A 15,266-nucleotide genomic window follows, 5' to 3' on the forward strand; every position below is an offset into this window, starting at 1 on the left:
AAGCTTTACATGAATAAAAGACAATTCACATCATACTGATAATAAAACCTATAATGACGAGAAGACCGGCAACACCTGAAATCATAAAATAAGTTAATTTTAAATATTTACCGCCAATTAGCCAAACAAAACAATTTAATATTAGAATGATAATTAAAAAAACCGAATTCTCATTGAAATAAGTACTCCATAATTTCATAGATATTAGAAGTAACAACAATGCTGATAGTATGTATAAAAAAGGTGCGATCTGACGTTTTTTAATTGTACTGCGAACGGCATAAAATAAATATAAAAAAAATAAGATACTGGTTAAACCTAGTGTAATTATAGGGTCAATTGACACTATGAACATACTAATGCTTGCTAGCAGGGCAATAATAGAAAGAACAATTAATGTCCTTTTTAATTTATTTTTTTCCAGCGCAATTACAGATTGGGGAACAACTCTTTCAATATTTTCTTCCTCACCCTGAGCATAAAGAGAAATCAAGAAATCACAGTAATGCTCCGGCAGTAACTTATTTTGTTTCCAGTAAATAATTTCGGACATTATTATTTGTTTACGCTTATTATTAATAATACAAATCACCCCTACTATAGGTTAAAAAAATACCGGCAAGGAATTTGCCGGTGTTTTAGATTATTCAAGAAAGTCTTTAAGTCTTTTACTTCTTGATGGGTGACGTAGTTTTCGTAAAGCCTTTGCTTCGATTTGACGAATTCTTTCCCGTGTTACACCGAATACTTTACCAACCTCTTCAAGAGTTCTTGTCCTACCATCATCAAGTCCAAAACGCAGTCTTAAAACGTTCTCTTCTCTATCTGTTAAAGTATCGAGCACGTCTTCCAATTGTTCTTTCAACAATTCATATGCCGCGTGATCCGATGGTGATTGCGCTTCCGAATCTTCAATGAAATCTCCAAGGTGTGAATCATCTTCCTCACCAATAGGTGTTTCAAGTGAAACAGGCTCTTGTGCGATCTTAAGAATTTCTCTAACCCGCTCAGCTGTTAGATCCATTTCTTCACCAATTTCTTCCGGTGAAGGTTCACGACCCAAATCTTGAAGTAATTGACGTTGAACACGGATTAATTTATTAATCGTCTCAACCATATGAACTGGTATACGAATTGTACGTGCTTGGTCTGCAATTGCACGTGTAATCGCTTGTCGAATCCACCATGTCGCATAGGTACTAAATTTAAATCCTTTAGTATGATCAAATTTTTCAACAGCTTTGATAAGGCCCATATTTCCTTCTTGAATTAAATCTAAGAAGAGCATACCTCGACCAACATATCGTTTTGCAATACTTACTACAAGACGTAAATTCGCTTCTGCAAGCTCTTTCCTTGCAGAGTCATCGCCTTCAATGATTCGAATAGCAAGTGCTACTTCTTCAGGTCCCGTTAGTAGTTCTACACGACCAATTTCTTTTAAATACATTCGAACCGGATCGTTTATCTTAACACCTGGTGGCACACTTAAATCATTTAAATCAAATTTGGTTTCTTCGGCGGGTGCCTTTCCAGGTTCCTCTTCAGCTTCTTCACTTTCTGATTTCCGGTCCATTTCTATACCTTGCGCCTCAATAGCATCTAGGAACTCTTCGAATTGTTCGGGTTCTATTTCGAATTGCGAAAGTTTCTCGGTCACCTCATCTAATGTTAATTCCCCTGTTTTCTTTCCCGCTTCCATCAACTTTGCTTTTGTTTCTTCTATTGACATTTCTGCTTCTATGTCCCCAGACAATTCTTTTTTGCTCATCTTAACGTTCCTCCTTCTAACACCGGACAGTGGCTTATAATGCCATTACTGATTTCCGGAGCTGTATAATTTCCCTGGCTAGCTCCAGTGCCCGGGTGTGATCATTTACCTTTTCAGCTTCTTTTGATTCTAGGATTTTTTCGTCGATTTTAATCCGAACTCGAAACTTTTCAATATGACTGATGCAATCATCAATTTCTTCTTCAGCATGCTCGGGGTCTCGTTCGACCATTGCAGCATCCAGGACAATTTTTCTTAATTCACGATCCTCCAATGATTCCGCAAATCTATGGAAATCGGGAGAACCATGTTTTTCATAAAAACCTGCAAGACGCACAAATATTGCAGAATAATCATCACGTATAAAAAGTTCGCGTCTCTCTTCCCGGAAGCGATCAAATAAAGCCCCGTCATTTAATAAATGAAAAAGTAAAAGACGTTCTGCCCGCTCAGTTCCTGTAACCTTTTTGTTCGATACTACTGTAGGAATAGTTGCTGCATTTTGTGGAATTAATTTTGTTTGCTTTGCTTGTTTACCAGCCATTTTTAGAAACTGCTGATTAATCGCATCTTTTGAGATTCCAGTTTCATCCGAAATCAGGCGAATATACATATCCCGTTCAACTGGAGACGTACGCGTGGTTAGCTCCTCCAGAACTTCATGTATGAACTGTAAGACGTCATTCTGGTTGGAAAGATTCTTTGACCTCTTTGCATATGCCATAATAAAAGACATATATGGATGTGGATTACCAATGATTTTATTACGAAAAGCATCTGCCCCATGTTCACTAATGTAATCATCCGGATCCATTTTCTCCGGCAGCAGTGCTATTTGGACCTCCATCCCTTTCTTAATGGCCAGAACTGCAAATCTTTTTGCTGCTTCCCATCCCGCATTATCGCCGTCGCAGCAAATAATTATTTCTTTTGCGATTCGTTTCAACTTTATTAGATGCGTATCTGACAACGAAGTACCCATGACAGCAACGCTATTTAGTATGTCTGCCCGATTCGCCGAAATTGTATCCATAAATCCTTCAAACAGTATTACTTTACCCGTTTTTCGAACGTTAAGACGTGCATTATGAAAATTGTATAAAATTCGACTTTTTTCGAATATCGGCGTTTCAGGACTATTAAGATATTTTGCTTCCTGCTTCGAATCCAATAACGTCCTTCCTGAAAATGCAACTACTGCTCCATTATCATCTTGTAAAGGGAACATAATACGCCCACGGAACCGATCAAAAAAGCCTGTTCCATCGTCTTTCATAATACAAAGACCTGCACGTTCCATATCTTTTAGATCAAAACCTTTCCTTTTCAGCAAATCCGCTAAAGCACTTGAGTTATCAAGTGACCACCCAATCTCATATTTTTCGAGACTGTCCCTAGTAAACCCTCTTTTTTCAAGATATTGAAGTGCTTCTTCACCTTCAACAGTGTTTAAAAGTAAGTGATTGTAAAAATTTGCAGCAAGCGAATGAGCTTCAAACATATGTTTATATTCATTTCGAGAGTTTGATGCAGAATCATTTTGAATGTCAACACCTATCTCAATACCTGTTCGAGCTGCAAGTTTAACCAATGCTTCCGCAAAAGGGCTGTTTTCAATATCCATAACAAATGTGATTGCATTTCCACTAGCGCCGCATCCAAAACAATGGAAAAGTTGTTTATCTTCAGAAACAGAAAATGAAGGTGAATTTTCTCCATGAAATGGACAAAGCCCAAACCAGTTCTTACCTCTTTTTGTTAGCTGTACATATTCGCCGACAAGATCAACAATATCTGTCTTTGAACGAATCGCCTCAATAGTCTCCTCTGGTATTCTCGTCATTCAATCACCATTTTCTGCTTTAACTACTTATTTTCGCTGTTTTCTTCAAAAACCCTTCATATTTCGACAAATACATTCAATAATTCTTCGAAACTATAATTTTACACTAGTTCAATGCCTTTTTCGAGTATTTAAGATTAAAGGTAAACATTAACTTATGAATTATAATCTACTCCAAGACAAATAGCCATAAAATAAGAACCTACCCACATATATGGATGGTTCTTTCTAATTATTTATTTCACTTTGTTAATTTACTCACAATCACATTTGCTGTTTCCTCAACAGCCCGATTCGTTACATCAATAACTGTACACCCTATTTTAGATACAACATTTTCAAAATGTATGATTTCTTTTTTTATGCGATCGAGTTGTGCATAATTAGCATCATCTTTCAGACCAAGCGCAATTAGTCTTTCTTTTCGAATACAATTTAACTTTTCAGGAGAAATTACCAATGCAAAACACTTGTTTGGATCAATTTCAAATAATTCATCAGGTGGGTTAACTTCTGGAACTAATGGAACATTGGCCACTTTATAGCGTTTATGAGCCAGATATTGGGATAAGGGCGTTTTCGAGGTTCTCGAAACACCAATAAGCACTATATCTGCTTTTTTTATTCCACGTGGGTCACGACCATCATCGTATTTTACCGCAAATTCAATGGCTTCAATTTTTTTAAAATACTCATCATCAAGCTGTCTAACGAGACCGGGCTCTTCTAACGGTTTTTCACCAAGATTTATACTTAACACATCTACTAGAGGCCCGAGAAGATCGATACATTGAATTCCTTGTGAATCGCAATCTTCAAGTAGTTTTTTCCGCATATTGCTTTTAACGAGTGTATAAATTACTAATGCATTTTGTTGTTTTGCTAAAAATGCGATTTCCCTTAATTGTGATTCTTCTTCTACATGTGAAAAACGTTTGACAGATACTGTTTCCAACCCTTCGCTAAATTGGCTTACTGCAGCCTTTGCAACTAGTTCTGCAGTTTCACCAATAGAATCTGAAACGATAAATAACGTTAGTTTTGTCACTTATATCCCCCCTTACAATTCATGCTCATCCCCTAGCGATAAGAATGCTGCAGTGATGTTTGTTTTCGTTATCCTGCCAACCACTTTAAGACCTTCAGCATACTTGTCAATAACGGGAAGTGCATCAATTTGTTTATCAATCATCTTTTTTGCAACGTCAATTAATGTATCTTGTTTTTTACAGTACGTAATATTGGGCATGCGTGTCATAATTACATGAACGGGCATTTTATTTAAATCATTACCACCAAGACTTGTCCTAAGTAAATCTTTTCTCGAAAGAACACCCGTTAGAAAGGAATCATTGTCTACAACAAACAAAGTTCCAACATCTTCTAAGAAAATATGACAGATTGCATCATAAACGGATATCTGTTCTGTTACAACAACTGGCATCGACTGAAAATCCCTAACCTTCATGCCAATCATACTTTCTTCAATAGACTGTGCAGGTTTCTTACCAGAATAAAAATAGCCGACCCTTGGACGTGCATCAAGATAGCCGGCCATCGTTAAAATTGCAAGGTCCGGACGTATTGTTGCTCGAGCGAGACCAAGCCTTTCAGAAATCTGTTCCCCAGTAATTGGAACATTCGCTTTGACTATTTCCAGAATTTCCATCTGGCGCTTATTTAGTTCCATATGAGTCACCGCCCTAAACAATCAATTCTATATACCTAAGTATTATATATGAAGTTGCCGTCTATTGCGAAGAAAGGGAAATCGTGCTACACTATTTTATGAACTAAATAGACGTAGAAGGGTCTATAAGTAATGTCAAAAGTTAGCGAGCAGAGACAGTGAAAGTCTGCACCGACATGAAAAGGAAACCTGGAGTCATGTATTTTTTTAAGAGGGCTATTTAAGTAGCCAAACGAGGTGGAACCGCGGGTCATTATGCACTCGTCCTCGGACTATATGTCCGTGGATGGGTGCTTTTTATTTTTTTCAGCTTAAGGCTACTACTGAAAAGATTAAAGCCTCCGGCGGATTTAATTACTAATTGGAGGGATCATTTTATGTCGATGGAAAAAATTGTTAACTTATCAAAAGCAAGAGGTTTTGTTTTCCCGGGATCTGAAATTTACGGGGGTCTAGCGAATACGTGGGATTACGGGCCACTTGGAATCGAATTAAAGAACAATATCAAAAAAGCATGGTGGCAAAAGTTTGTTCAAGAGTCGCCGTACAACGTTGGACTTGATGCTGCAATTCTTATGAATCCAAGAGTTTGGGAAGCTTCGGGCCATATCGGTAACTTTAATGACCCAATGATTGACTGTAAAAAATGTAATACACGCCACAGAGCGGACAAACTAATTGAAGATGCACTTGATAAAAAGGGTATTGAAATGATTGTTGACGGCTTATCCTTTGATAAAATGGCAGAGCTCATTTCTGAACACGAAGTTATTTGCCCAACATGTGGTGCAAATGATTACACGGATATCCGTCAATTCAATTTAATGTTCAAAACGAGCCAAGGTGTAACGGATGCTTCAGCAAATGAAATTTTCTTAAGACCTGAAACAGCACAAGGGATTTTTGTTAACTTTAAAAATGTTCAACGTTCGATGCGCAAGAAAATGCCTTTTGGTATTGCACAAATAGGAAAAAGTTTCAGAAATGAAATTACTCCAGGTAATTTCACTTTCCGTACTCGTGAATTTGAACAAATGGAGTTAGAGTTCTTCTGTAAACCTGGCGAGGATATGAAGTGGTATGAATTCTGGCGTGACTACTCAAAAAACTTCTTATTAAATCTAGGACTTACAGAAGCAAATATGAGATTACGCGTGCATGATGAAGATGAGCTTTCACATTACTCCAAAGGTACAGTGGATATAGAATATAAATTCCCATTTGGTTGGGGTGAACTATGGGGAATTGCCAATAGAACAGATTTCGACTTGAAACGCCATATGGAATTCTCTGGAGAAGATTTCCACTACCAAGATCCAATAACAAATGAAAAGTTTGTACCATACTGTATCGAACCATCACTCGGTGCGGATCGTGTAACACTTGCATTTCTTACAGATGCATACAGCGAGGAAGCGCTTGAGGGTGATGACAAGCGTACTGTTCTACGTTTCCACCCCGCTTTGGCGCCTGTCAAGGCAGCAATTCTTCCGCTTTCAAAAAAACTTTCAGAAGGAGCGGATGAAGTCTATGCAGAACTGCGCAAACACTTCGTTGTTCAATATGATGATTCTCAATCTATAGGTAGACGCTATCGTCGACAAGATGAAATCGGAACGCCGTTTTGCATCACATATGATTTTGATTCCGAAGAGGACCGCAAAGTGACAGTTAGACATCGTGATTCGATGGAACAAGTTCGCATTCCAATTGATGAAGTAAAAGACTATATTGCAAAACACTTAGTATTTTAATTAAAATTTTTCAAAATAAAAGCTCCTAAAGAAGAATTTATTCTTCTTTAGGAGCTCTTTTTATAGGTAAAAGATTTGGTGTAGTTTCAAGCTGATCTAAGAACGCCCTCGTTTTAAAATAAACACCTAGTTGTTCATCATAAACCGTCCGAACAATCCTTTTCAAGAATGTTTTCGTCTCTTTTTTTAGCGTTAAGTCTCCAACACTACTAATTGGAACAGTCGCAAATGTACGAATGAGTTTTAATTGATTTGGAGTTATACGAACTGAATATTTATCCGTATGAAAACACCTATGACATATAAAACCGATTGCTCTAAAGGAAAATGCAAACTCTCCTTCGGTGGCATGACAATTAGCACATTCATGTAAAATCGGATGGATTCCTCCAACAACCAGCATTTTCCATTCTACAAAAAGTGAAATAGCTTCGGGGTCATAATGCTCATTAATTGCATTGAGAGCTTCATATAAAAGAGTATAAACCCCTTGTCTTCTTTCATTTTCTTCAGTTAAACGATCAACAATCTCAACGATATAACTTGTATACGCCATAGCTTCAAGATCCTCTCGAATAAAGCGCATCGAATTGATTTGCTCGCCCTGCTCAAGTGTCCCCATTCCCCGTCCTTTTCGAATTAGGAACGAACCATATGTGAACAATTGTGTAACTGCAACTAATTTACTTCTTGGTTTTTTCGCTCCACGTGCCATTGCCGTTACTTTTCCTGCTTCCCGAGTATAAAGGGTAACTATACTGTTTGACTCTCCGTATGGGATACTCCGAATGACAATTCCTTCCCATTTGTTCATCAAATTAGACACTTCCCTTTTTATCTAGGTAACAAAATCCATAATTGCTTAATATTCCTCATCATTAAAGCCAAATTCTTTCAATCGACCCGGTTTATTACGCCAATCTTTTTGAACTTTCACCCATAATTCTAGGAAAACTTTAGAACCTAGGAGCATTTCTATATCATAGCGAGCTTTTGTACCAATTTCTTTTAACAGCACACCTTTTTTACCAATAACAATACCTTTTTGAGAATCACGATCAACAATTATCGTAGCCATTACATTTACCAATTCCCGCTTCTCTTCGCGTTCAATTTTCTCGATGATGACCGCTACAGAATGAGGAATTTCTTCTCTAGTTAAATGCAATACTTTTTCACGAATTAATTCAGAAATAATAAATCGTTCAGGATGATCCGTTACCTGATCATCTGGGTAGTATTTCGGACCTAAAGGCAAGTACTTTTTAAGTGTTTCAAGTAAACGGTCCGTATTATTTCCGTTTAAAGCTGATATTGGTACAATCTCCGCGAAGTCATATTCGTTTTTATAAGAAACAATGATTTCCAATAATTGATCTGGATGTACAAGATCTATTTTATTTATGATTAAAAAGACAGGGGTCTCTGTATGTTCGAGCATTTCAATAATATAACGATCTCCAGGACCAATTTTTTCCTCAGCATTCACCATAAACATAATAACATCTACTTCTTTAAGTGTATTACGAGCAGATTTCACCATGAAATCGCCAAGTTTATGCTTCGGTTTATGAATTCCAGGAGTATCGATATAAATCATTTGTGAATCTTCTGTTGTTACAACACCTTGCACTTTGTTTCTTGTCGTTTGTGGCTTATCACTCATTATTGCGATTTTCTGCCCAACAACATGATTTAAAAATGTTGATTTACCTACGTTTGGACGACCTATTATTGATATGAATCCTGACTTAAATGATTTATTGTTTGTTTGCAAAATTAAGATCCTCCTTTGAAAATGCTCCTGGTAATAGTTCAGCTACAGTTGTTTCAACAACATCGCCCTTAAGATTTGTTAAATAGACCGGCATTGCACCATCGCAGAACTCTGCAATAACTTGTCTACAAGCTCCACAAGGCGAAATAGGCCCTTCTGTGTCTCCTATTACTGCTAATGCTCTGAATGTATGTACGCCTTCTGAAACCGCCTTAAAAAACGCTGTACGCTCTGCACAGTTCGTCATACTATATGCCGAATTTTCAATGTTACAGCCGTGGTACACAGTACCGTTTTCTGCGAGCAGTGCTGCACCTACCGAAAACTTCGAATAGGGCACATATGCGTTTTTACGCGCTATTTTTGATTCATCAATTAATGCCTTAATATCCATTTACACACCTCTTCTAAATTATTTAAACCATTTTGATGCAAATAATAGCAAACCTATAACTCCGCTTATAACAGCATAAATAAGAACAGCACCGGCTGCAAGGTCTTTAGCTTGCTTGGCAAGTGGGTGAATTTCTGTAGTTACGAGATTGACTACACGCTCGATTGCGGAATTTACTAATTCAAGGGAGAGCATTCCCCCTATTAAAATCAATATAACAAACCATTCTATAAGTGTAAGTCCTGTCAAAAAACCAGCAATAACAACAATTAGACCAGCTAAGAAATGGAACTTCAAGTTGCGTTCTACTCGTAACCCAAAAAGAATGCCATCCCATGCATACTTAAATGCTTTGAAAAATTTTCGCATAGAAGGTTACCTCCTAAGTCCAAACGATTCAAGAATTTCTTTCTGCCTACCGAACATTTCCGTTTCTTCCTCAGGCGTTTGATGATCGTATCCAAGCAGATGAAGTAAGCCATGTAATGCAAGAAAGCCGATTTCCCGGTCAAAGTCATGTCCGTAATCATGTGCCTGTCTTCTCGCTGTTTCCACTGAGATCAGTATATCCCCTAGAACTTTGGGCATTCCCTCTTCTACTACAATTACAATTTCATCTTCAGTCAATTCTTCGAGTGCGAATGAAATCACGTCGGTCGGTTTATTTATTCCACGATATTGTTCATTGATTTCTTGAATTTCAGCATCCGTCATAAATGTAATCGATATTTCAGCTTCACCCGATAAGCCTTCCGCTTCCGCCGCATAAATGAGAAGGTCAGATATTTTTTTTTCATTTCCCTTATCAATAGTCTCTGTTTCATCGTTAAAATAAAGATTAAGCATTTTACAAGCCCCTTTCCCACTTATTCTGGATATTCAATTCGGTTGTGGAATATCCCATTTAGGGTTTCACAAATTATTCTTTCAACAGTTCTTAATTCTTTCATCGATAAATCGCATTCATCAAATTGCCCATCATTTAATTTATCATTAATAATTGAATGGACAAGAGAAGCTATTTTTAAAGAAGTGGGATCTTTCATTGATCTAACAGCAGCTTCTACACTATCTGCTATCGAGATAATTGCAATTTCTCTCGTTTGTGGCTTAGGCCCGGCATATCGATAATCGTCTTCTATTACCTCTGCACCGGAATCACGAGCTTTCACAAAAAAGAACTTCAATAAACTTGTACCATGATGTTGTCTTGCAATATTGATAATTTCGGAAGGCATTTTATGCTTTTCAAGCAGTTTTGCACCATCTTCTGCATGTGCAATTATAATATCCCGACTTTTTTCAGGAGGTAACGAGTCATGCGGATTTTGTCCCGCAAGTTGATTTTCAATAAAAAATCCTGGTCGGATCGTCTTTCCAATATCATGATAGTAACTGCCCACTCTTGCAAGAAGTCCGTTCGCACCGATGGATTCACACGCAGCGTCAGATAGATTGGCAACCATTACACTGTGGTGATACGTGCCTGGAGTTTCCGTCAATACTTTTTTGAGCAAAGGATGATTTGGATTCGATAATTCAATTAATCTCATGTCAGACATTAGACGGAAAGCCGTCTCAAAAAACGGCATTAGTCCAATTGTTAATGCACCAGATAGAACCCCTGAAGTTACTGCAGCAATTGCATAAAACATCAGTTCTGTTAAATTATATGTGGACTGTGTCATAATTAAATAAAATGCTAGAAATAATATATTTGTCAAAGCAACACCGACACTCGTCGTTAAAATAGTCGAACGCTTACCACCATTGCCAAGTAAATAAATACTCGTTAATCCACCAAAAAGTATGTAAAGTGCAACTTCCATCTGAATAATAGAGGCAAAGCCTTCTTGTAAAATAACACCGGCTGTTGCTGCCGTTATGATTGTCGTCATCAATGCAAGACGCTCATTTGTTAACAGTCTCACGAGCATAGGCGCAAGTGCAGTAGGAAATAAAAATGCAACGAGCACATCAAAATCTTTTTCAATTAAGGCGGTTAGTTTCATTAAGATTACAAGAAGTAAAAATACAGTCAATACAATGAGTAACGACTTCTTTTTTACAACGCTATTTTCTTTCCATGTTCTAAAATGCATATAGATTATCGAAGAAATTAAGAGCGAAAATAATAATGATCCCGCAATTGGTTTAAATGAAGATTCATTTGTCAATAATCCCAGAAGTTCCAGTTGTCTATATATTTCACGATCTATGAATTGGCCTTCCCGAACTACTACTTGTCCGAGTAAAATCCGTGTTGGTTCTACATCTGCTTTTGCTTGCTCTATTCTTGTTTTTGTTACCTCTTCATTAATCGTTTCAGTTTCTACTATCGCGGATCTACCAATTAAAATTACTGTTTGCATTACGTTCGTTGGTATGGAGTTCGATAGTCGAAGTTTTCGTTCCATTTCATATTTCACAGCTGTAAGATCACTTGTACGCACCGGCTTCGATAATTCCTCACCTATTATGGTAACTAAAGCCTTTTGTATTCTGAGTAAAGAGGGAATGTCTTGTGCTAAAAGACTTGCTAGCGCCTCATCATTTAAACGCATAGATGATTCTTCCTCTTCAAAAGTTACAAGTTTTTCACGTAGTTCTTTCACAAGATCTTTTCCCGATTTTTTCGGTGTCTCCGTTTTTAGGGCTTCAGCCACAGCATTGTTTTTCACTTCAATAACCAAATCAAATAACAGAGTTGCAATCGCTTGTCGATTTTTTGCAACATCTTCGTTTAACTGGTAGTTTGGACTAACTTCAAGTGCTGCCCTTTCTCTGTCCTCTTCCGTTTTCACAGTATCTTCAATCGTCTTTATTGAACGGATTGTTTCGGGTGAAATTTGAAACTCGGTTAACTTATACGTTTCCTCTTTTATACCACTATACATTAAGGAAAAAAGAACGATTCCGCTTAAACCTATAAGAAAAATTGACAAATAATTAAATTTTAGTGATTTTAATAATTTAAGAAATTTATCCATTGGCTGAAACATTAGATTTCATCCCCCAGTATCTCTTTTCTATATGAGAAAGCAGTCAATTAAGATGACTGCTCACTATCGTATGCGTCTATAATTTTAGCAACGAGCGGATGACGTACAACATCGCCTTGTTCCAAGTACTGGAAATGGATATCATGTACATTTTTCAGAATAGATTCCGCCGCAATTAACCCCGATTCAGTTCCTTTTGGCAAATCGATTTGAGTTTTATCCCCATTTACAACCATCTTTGAACCAAAACCTAAACGTGTTAGAAACATCTTCATTTGAGCTTTTGTAGTATTTTGTGCTTCATCGAGTATGACAAACGCATCATCAAGCGTTCTGCCTCTCATATAGGCCAGTGGTGCGATTTCAATAACACCGCGATCCATTAGGCGCTCAGTTTGTTCCGCCCCAAGAATGTCGTGCAGTGCATCATACAGAGGCCTTAAATAAGGATCTACTTTTTCTTTTAAATCACCAGGCAAAAAACCTAAACTTTCGCCTGCCTCCACTGCTGGCCGTGTTAGAATAATGCGTTTCGCATGTCCAGTTTTCATAGCCTGAACAGCAAGAACGACGGCTAGATACGTTTTTCCGGTACCTGCTGGTCCAATACAAATCACAAGATCCCGTGTACGAACAGCATGAACGTACTCACGTTGTCCTATTGTTTTTGCACGAATTGCTTTCCCCTTTGTATTCCTAGATATTTCTTCATCATAGAGTTCTGCAAAGTATTCAATTGTACCACTTTTCACCATTTCAAGTGCCGTTGATACATCTCTTAAATTAATATTAATACCTTTTCGTATTACTTTTAATAATTGCTCCAATAAGGCACGACCCGAATTTCTACCTTCTTCTTCACCGCTAAGTGTAATTGTTTCACCTCGGGTTTGAATAGAAATCCCGAGCCCTTCTTCGATTAATTTCAAGTTATGGTCAGAAATACCGAGCAACATTATTGCTTCATCGGGGTTTTCCACATGTAGTTGAATTAATTGCTCTTCCAATAGCTTCAGTCTCCTCGGGATATTGATCTTTTTATAGCAATATTATCGTTCACTAGAAATAATATAGTCCCACTAACTTTATCATCATCGAATGTTACGTGCAAAACTTTATCCTCTTTAATTATCATACTTGACGATTGTTCGTATAATAATTTCTGTTTTATTATTGGTATAAGTAAGGTTTGTTCGGTTTTTTCATTCAAATCATATACTTCATCAATTTCAGAAACACGACGCTCTATAGTGAAAAAGTGTAAGTATAATGATTTCAAATCTTTCACTTTCGTTAAAGTCCTAAAATTTTCTTTTAATGGACCTGTTGCTAATAGTTCAACTTGCTCTTCCCCTTGAACTTTAAAATGAAACGGAGTTGGGATTACAAATGAGTATTCCAACCAGTAGTCAGCATAAACCGCTCCATCAGCACCAACTATTGTTGTTTTCCCACCTTGCTCTAATATTCCTGTTGCGAGCAAATCACCTTTTTTTACCGTTTCATGTATATGGCCTACACGTTCACCACGTTTCAATTCAAAACTAGTAACTACACCGCCTGTTCGTGCTACAAGGTCAGACGGGGGTCCTGTGGTTTCCACCGCGATATCAGAGGCAGGCGATAGCATTGGAATGACTGTGAGATTAGTTCCAATTCGCTTAAATCGTACCCATGATAATGAAGGGTCATCCTTCATTATATGTCTACGCATTTCTCCTTCGTCAGGCACAAGAAAAAGTGGTCTAAATGTAACGATTGAGGCATCGACCAGCTTTTGTTCGATTCGTTCAGACACTTCTGGTATTTCAGACTCTACATCTACAGTCCATAAAAAAAACGATCCTATAAGCGGAATTAGGAACACGATTAGATACCGATAAGAGGTGAAGAAAGCTCCAGCGTTAGTGTCGTTTGTAAGTTCAGAAATACTCGCTTTTAATCGATAACGCCTTCGATATCTTCTAATTTGTTGAACACCTTTTCGGTTTGTTCTAAAATTTGCTTCTCCATCAATCATAATTAGTCCGGTTATCTTAGTTCCTACGGATTTTAGCTTTGTAAGCATAGCCATGATATTTCCAGCACCGTGTAGTCTAATATTATATAGTTTAAGACCCATAGATGTTACCGTCATCTTTTTGCTTGCTCACTTGTATTTTAGTAATTGAAGAGAATGAAAAAACTGCAACCTCATCTAATAGTTTATCAACAACTAAATCTTCTCCGATCGTCTCAACTGTGTAATTATCACATTTTATTGTAGCGAAGTTGGGACCTAAGCTTAAAAGTGCATAAGGACCGGTAATGCGAAGTGAAGAGAAATCGTCAATTAATATGGATGGACCTATATTAAATAGTTTTTTCAAATTAGAAAACCCCCTGTACATATCTTATGAAATGTAAGGGGGTTCAATGATTATCGTTTTGAAATTGGCGGGCCGTATATTTCAGAGAAAATAATGCCTTTAATAAGGTCATTTTTGTTTTTCGGAACAATGCTACCTGTTGTCAATAGTTGCTCTTTTTCTGATGTTTTACGAGTTGCAACTTTTCTACGATTTGGTCTCTCTTTCGGTGTTTTCTTCCGAGAAACTTCTGTAGGTATAGTTACATTAAAAGGTTTAACACTTGTTTCAATAGGGTTTCTAGTCGGAACCCTATTTGATGTTCTTTTTCTTTCTTGTGTTCTAGGTTTTTCTTGAACCCTTTGAACTTCTTGTACCCTAGGATTTTCCTGCGTTTTACGAATTTCTTGTGCTCTAGGATTTACAGTTGTTCTAGGATCTTCTTTTATTTCTCTTTGAATTTCTTCATACATTTCTTTTGACATTTCTTTAATCTTTCTTATTGGTCCGCTTTGTTGGCTCTGTTTAGTAGAAGGATTCGTTTGTTGTGGATCAGATCCTTTTTTCTTCTTTTTGCCGAAAAGCGCACTTGCAAGCAAAATGATAATTAGCGGAATTAATTGTTCAATTTGCATTTAGTACATCCCCTTTCCGGGAATTTGTTTCATAGGAATATTGAAACTGTTT

Annotated in this window: 16 protein-coding genes; 1 reads left to right on the forward strand and 15 read right to left on the reverse strand. The window is 37.3% G+C overall.

Annotation, left to right across the window (positions count from 1 at the left end; genetic code table 11):
• Positions 1–25 precede the first annotated feature (25 nt).
• The 5 genes from ACP8HH_RS10380 to ACP8HH_RS10400 all read right to left on the reverse strand — a co-directional run bounded on the left by ACP8HH_RS10380 (position 26) and on the right by ACP8HH_RS10400 (position 5,313).
• Positions 26–553 (reverse strand): hypothetical protein, encoded by a 528-nt coding sequence (locus ACP8HH_RS10380; protein ID WP_438310981.1) that lies wholly within the window; start codon positions 551–553, stop codon positions 26–28.
• Between the two features lie 90 nt (positions 554–643).
• Positions 644–1,771 (reverse strand): RNA polymerase sigma factor RpoD, encoded by a 1,128-nt coding sequence (gene rpoD / locus ACP8HH_RS10385; RefSeq protein ID WP_438310983.1) that lies wholly within the window; start codon positions 1,769–1,771, stop codon positions 644–646.
• Between the two features lie 34 nt (positions 1,772–1,805).
• A complete protein-coding gene (gene dnaG / locus ACP8HH_RS10390; RefSeq protein WP_438310986.1) occupies positions 1,806–3,614 on the reverse strand; it encodes a DNA primase in 1,809 nt (602 codons plus the stop codon).
• 241 nt (positions 3,615–3,855) lie between these two features.
• The gene (locus tag ACP8HH_RS10395; protein WP_438310987.1) at positions 3,856–4,662 is read right to left on the reverse strand and encodes a pyruvate, water dikinase regulatory protein; all 807 of its coding nucleotides are present in this window, start codon (positions 4,660–4,662) and stop codon (positions 3,856–3,858) included.
• Positions 4,663–4,674: 12 nt separating this feature from the next.
• Positions 4,675–5,313 carry a helix-turn-helix transcriptional regulator gene (locus ACP8HH_RS10400; protein WP_438310989.1) on the reverse strand — a complete coding sequence of 213 codons (639 nt, stop codon included), beginning with the start codon at positions 5,311–5,313 and terminating at the stop codon, positions 4,675–4,677.
• Between the two features lie 368 nt (positions 5,314–5,681).
• Here ACP8HH_RS10400 and ACP8HH_RS10405 point away from each other — a divergent pair, with 368 nt between their 5' ends.
• A complete protein-coding gene (locus tag ACP8HH_RS10405) occupies positions 5,682–7,058 on the forward strand; it encodes a glycine--tRNA ligase (RefSeq protein ID WP_438310991.1) in 1,377 nt (458 codons plus the stop codon).
• A gap of 37 nt (positions 7,059–7,095) precedes the next feature.
• On the opposite strand, the gene recO is transcribed toward ACP8HH_RS10405, so the two are convergent.
• From recO to ACP8HH_RS10455, 10 genes are read right to left on the reverse strand one after another with little or no spacing between them, the layout of a single operon-like run.
• Positions 7,096–7,875, reverse strand: coding sequence for a DNA repair protein RecO (gene recO, locus ACP8HH_RS10410; RefSeq protein WP_438310994.1), 780 nt, complete (start codon positions 7,873–7,875; stop codon positions 7,096–7,098).
• Positions 7,876–7,920: 45 nt separating this feature from the next.
• On the reverse strand, positions 7,921–8,835 hold the full coding sequence (era, locus tag ACP8HH_RS10415) for a GTPase Era (RefSeq protein ID WP_438310996.1): 915 nt from the start codon (positions 8,833–8,835) through the stop codon (positions 7,921–7,923).
• Entirely contained in the window at positions 8,819–9,229 is a 411-nt protein-coding gene (locus tag ACP8HH_RS10420) for a cytidine deaminase (RefSeq protein WP_438310998.1), read from the reverse strand. The genes era and ACP8HH_RS10420 overlap by 17 nt, the downstream gene beginning before the upstream one ends.
• Positions 9,230–9,247: 18 nt before the next feature.
• Positions 9,248–9,598, reverse strand: coding sequence for a diacylglycerol kinase family protein (locus ACP8HH_RS10425; protein ID WP_438311000.1), 351 nt, complete (start codon positions 9,596–9,598; stop codon positions 9,248–9,250).
• 6 nt (positions 9,599–9,604) lie between these two features.
• Positions 9,605–10,075 carry an rRNA maturation RNase YbeY gene (gene ybeY / locus ACP8HH_RS10430; protein WP_438311003.1) on the reverse strand — a complete coding sequence of 157 codons (471 nt, stop codon included), beginning with the start codon at positions 10,073–10,075 and terminating at the stop codon, positions 9,605–9,607.
• Positions 10,076–10,095: 20 nt separating this feature from the next.
• Positions 10,096–12,231 carry an HD family phosphohydrolase gene (locus ACP8HH_RS10435; protein WP_438311006.1) on the reverse strand — a complete coding sequence of 712 codons (2,136 nt, stop codon included), beginning with the start codon at positions 12,229–12,231 and terminating at the stop codon, positions 10,096–10,098.
• 47 nt (positions 12,232–12,278) lie between these two features.
• The gene (locus ACP8HH_RS10440; protein WP_438311009.1) at positions 12,279–13,238 is read right to left on the reverse strand and encodes a PhoH family protein; all 960 of its coding nucleotides are present in this window, start codon (positions 13,236–13,238) and stop codon (positions 12,279–12,281) included.
• 5 nt (positions 13,239–13,243) lie between these two features.
• Positions 13,244–14,368, reverse strand: coding sequence for a sporulation protein YqfD (locus ACP8HH_RS10445; RefSeq protein WP_438311012.1), 1,125 nt, complete (start codon positions 14,366–14,368; stop codon positions 13,244–13,246).
• A complete protein-coding gene (locus ACP8HH_RS10450; protein WP_438311015.1) occupies positions 14,343–14,600 on the reverse strand; it encodes a hypothetical protein in 258 nt (85 codons plus the stop codon). Before ACP8HH_RS10450 ends, ACP8HH_RS10445 begins: the two co-directional genes overlap by 26 nt.
• Positions 14,601–14,650: 50 nt before the next feature.
• Positions 14,651–15,214 (reverse strand): hypothetical protein, encoded by a 564-nt coding sequence (locus ACP8HH_RS10455; protein ID WP_438311017.1) that lies wholly within the window; start codon positions 15,212–15,214, stop codon positions 14,651–14,653.
• Positions 15,215–15,266: the final 52 nt, after the last annotated feature.

Origin of the sequence: Sporosarcina sp. FA9, from assembly GCF_051550205.1 — a bacterium.
Classification (GTDB): domain Bacteria; phylum Bacillota; class Bacilli; order Bacillales_A; family Planococcaceae; genus Sporosarcina.

What these genes read in the sequence shown, in the direction of transcription:
- ACP8HH_RS10380 (WP_438310981.1), bottom strand. Translation starts at nt 553, where the DNA reads ATGTCCGAAATTATTTACTGGAAACAAAATAAGTTACTGCCGGAGCAT.
- rpoD (WP_438310983.1), bottom strand. Translation starts at nt 1,771, where the DNA reads ATGAGCAAAAAAGAATTGTCTGGGGACATAGAAGCAGAAATGTCAATA.
- dnaG (WP_438310986.1), bottom strand. Translation starts at nt 3,614, where the DNA reads ATGACGAGAATACCAGAGGAGACTATTGAGGCGATTCGTTCAAAGACA.
- ACP8HH_RS10405 (WP_438310991.1), top strand. Translation starts at nt 5,682, where the DNA reads ATGTCGATGGAAAAAATTGTTAACTTATCAAAAGCAAGAGGTTTTGTT.
- ACP8HH_RS10420 (WP_438310998.1), bottom strand. Translation starts at nt 9,229, where the DNA reads ATGGATATTAAGGCATTAATTGATGAATCAAAAATAGCGCGTAAAAAC.
- ACP8HH_RS10425 (WP_438311000.1), bottom strand. Translation starts at nt 9,598, where the DNA reads ATGCGAAAATTTTTCAAAGCATTTAAGTATGCATGGGATGGCATTCTT.
- ybeY (WP_438311003.1), bottom strand. Translation starts at nt 10,075, where the DNA reads ATGCTTAATCTTTATTTTAACGATGAAACAGAGACTATTGATAAGGGA.
- ACP8HH_RS10435 (WP_438311006.1), bottom strand. Translation starts at nt 12,231, where the DNA reads ATGTTTCAGCCAATGGATAAATTTCTTAAATTATTAAAATCACTAAAA.
- ACP8HH_RS10445 (WP_438311012.1), bottom strand. Translation starts at nt 14,368, where the DNA reads ATGACGGTAACATCTATGGGTCTTAAACTATATAATATTAGACTACAC.
- ACP8HH_RS10455 (WP_438311017.1), bottom strand. Translation starts at nt 15,214, where the DNA reads ATGCAAATTGAACAATTAATTCCGCTAATTATCATTTTGCTTGCAAGT.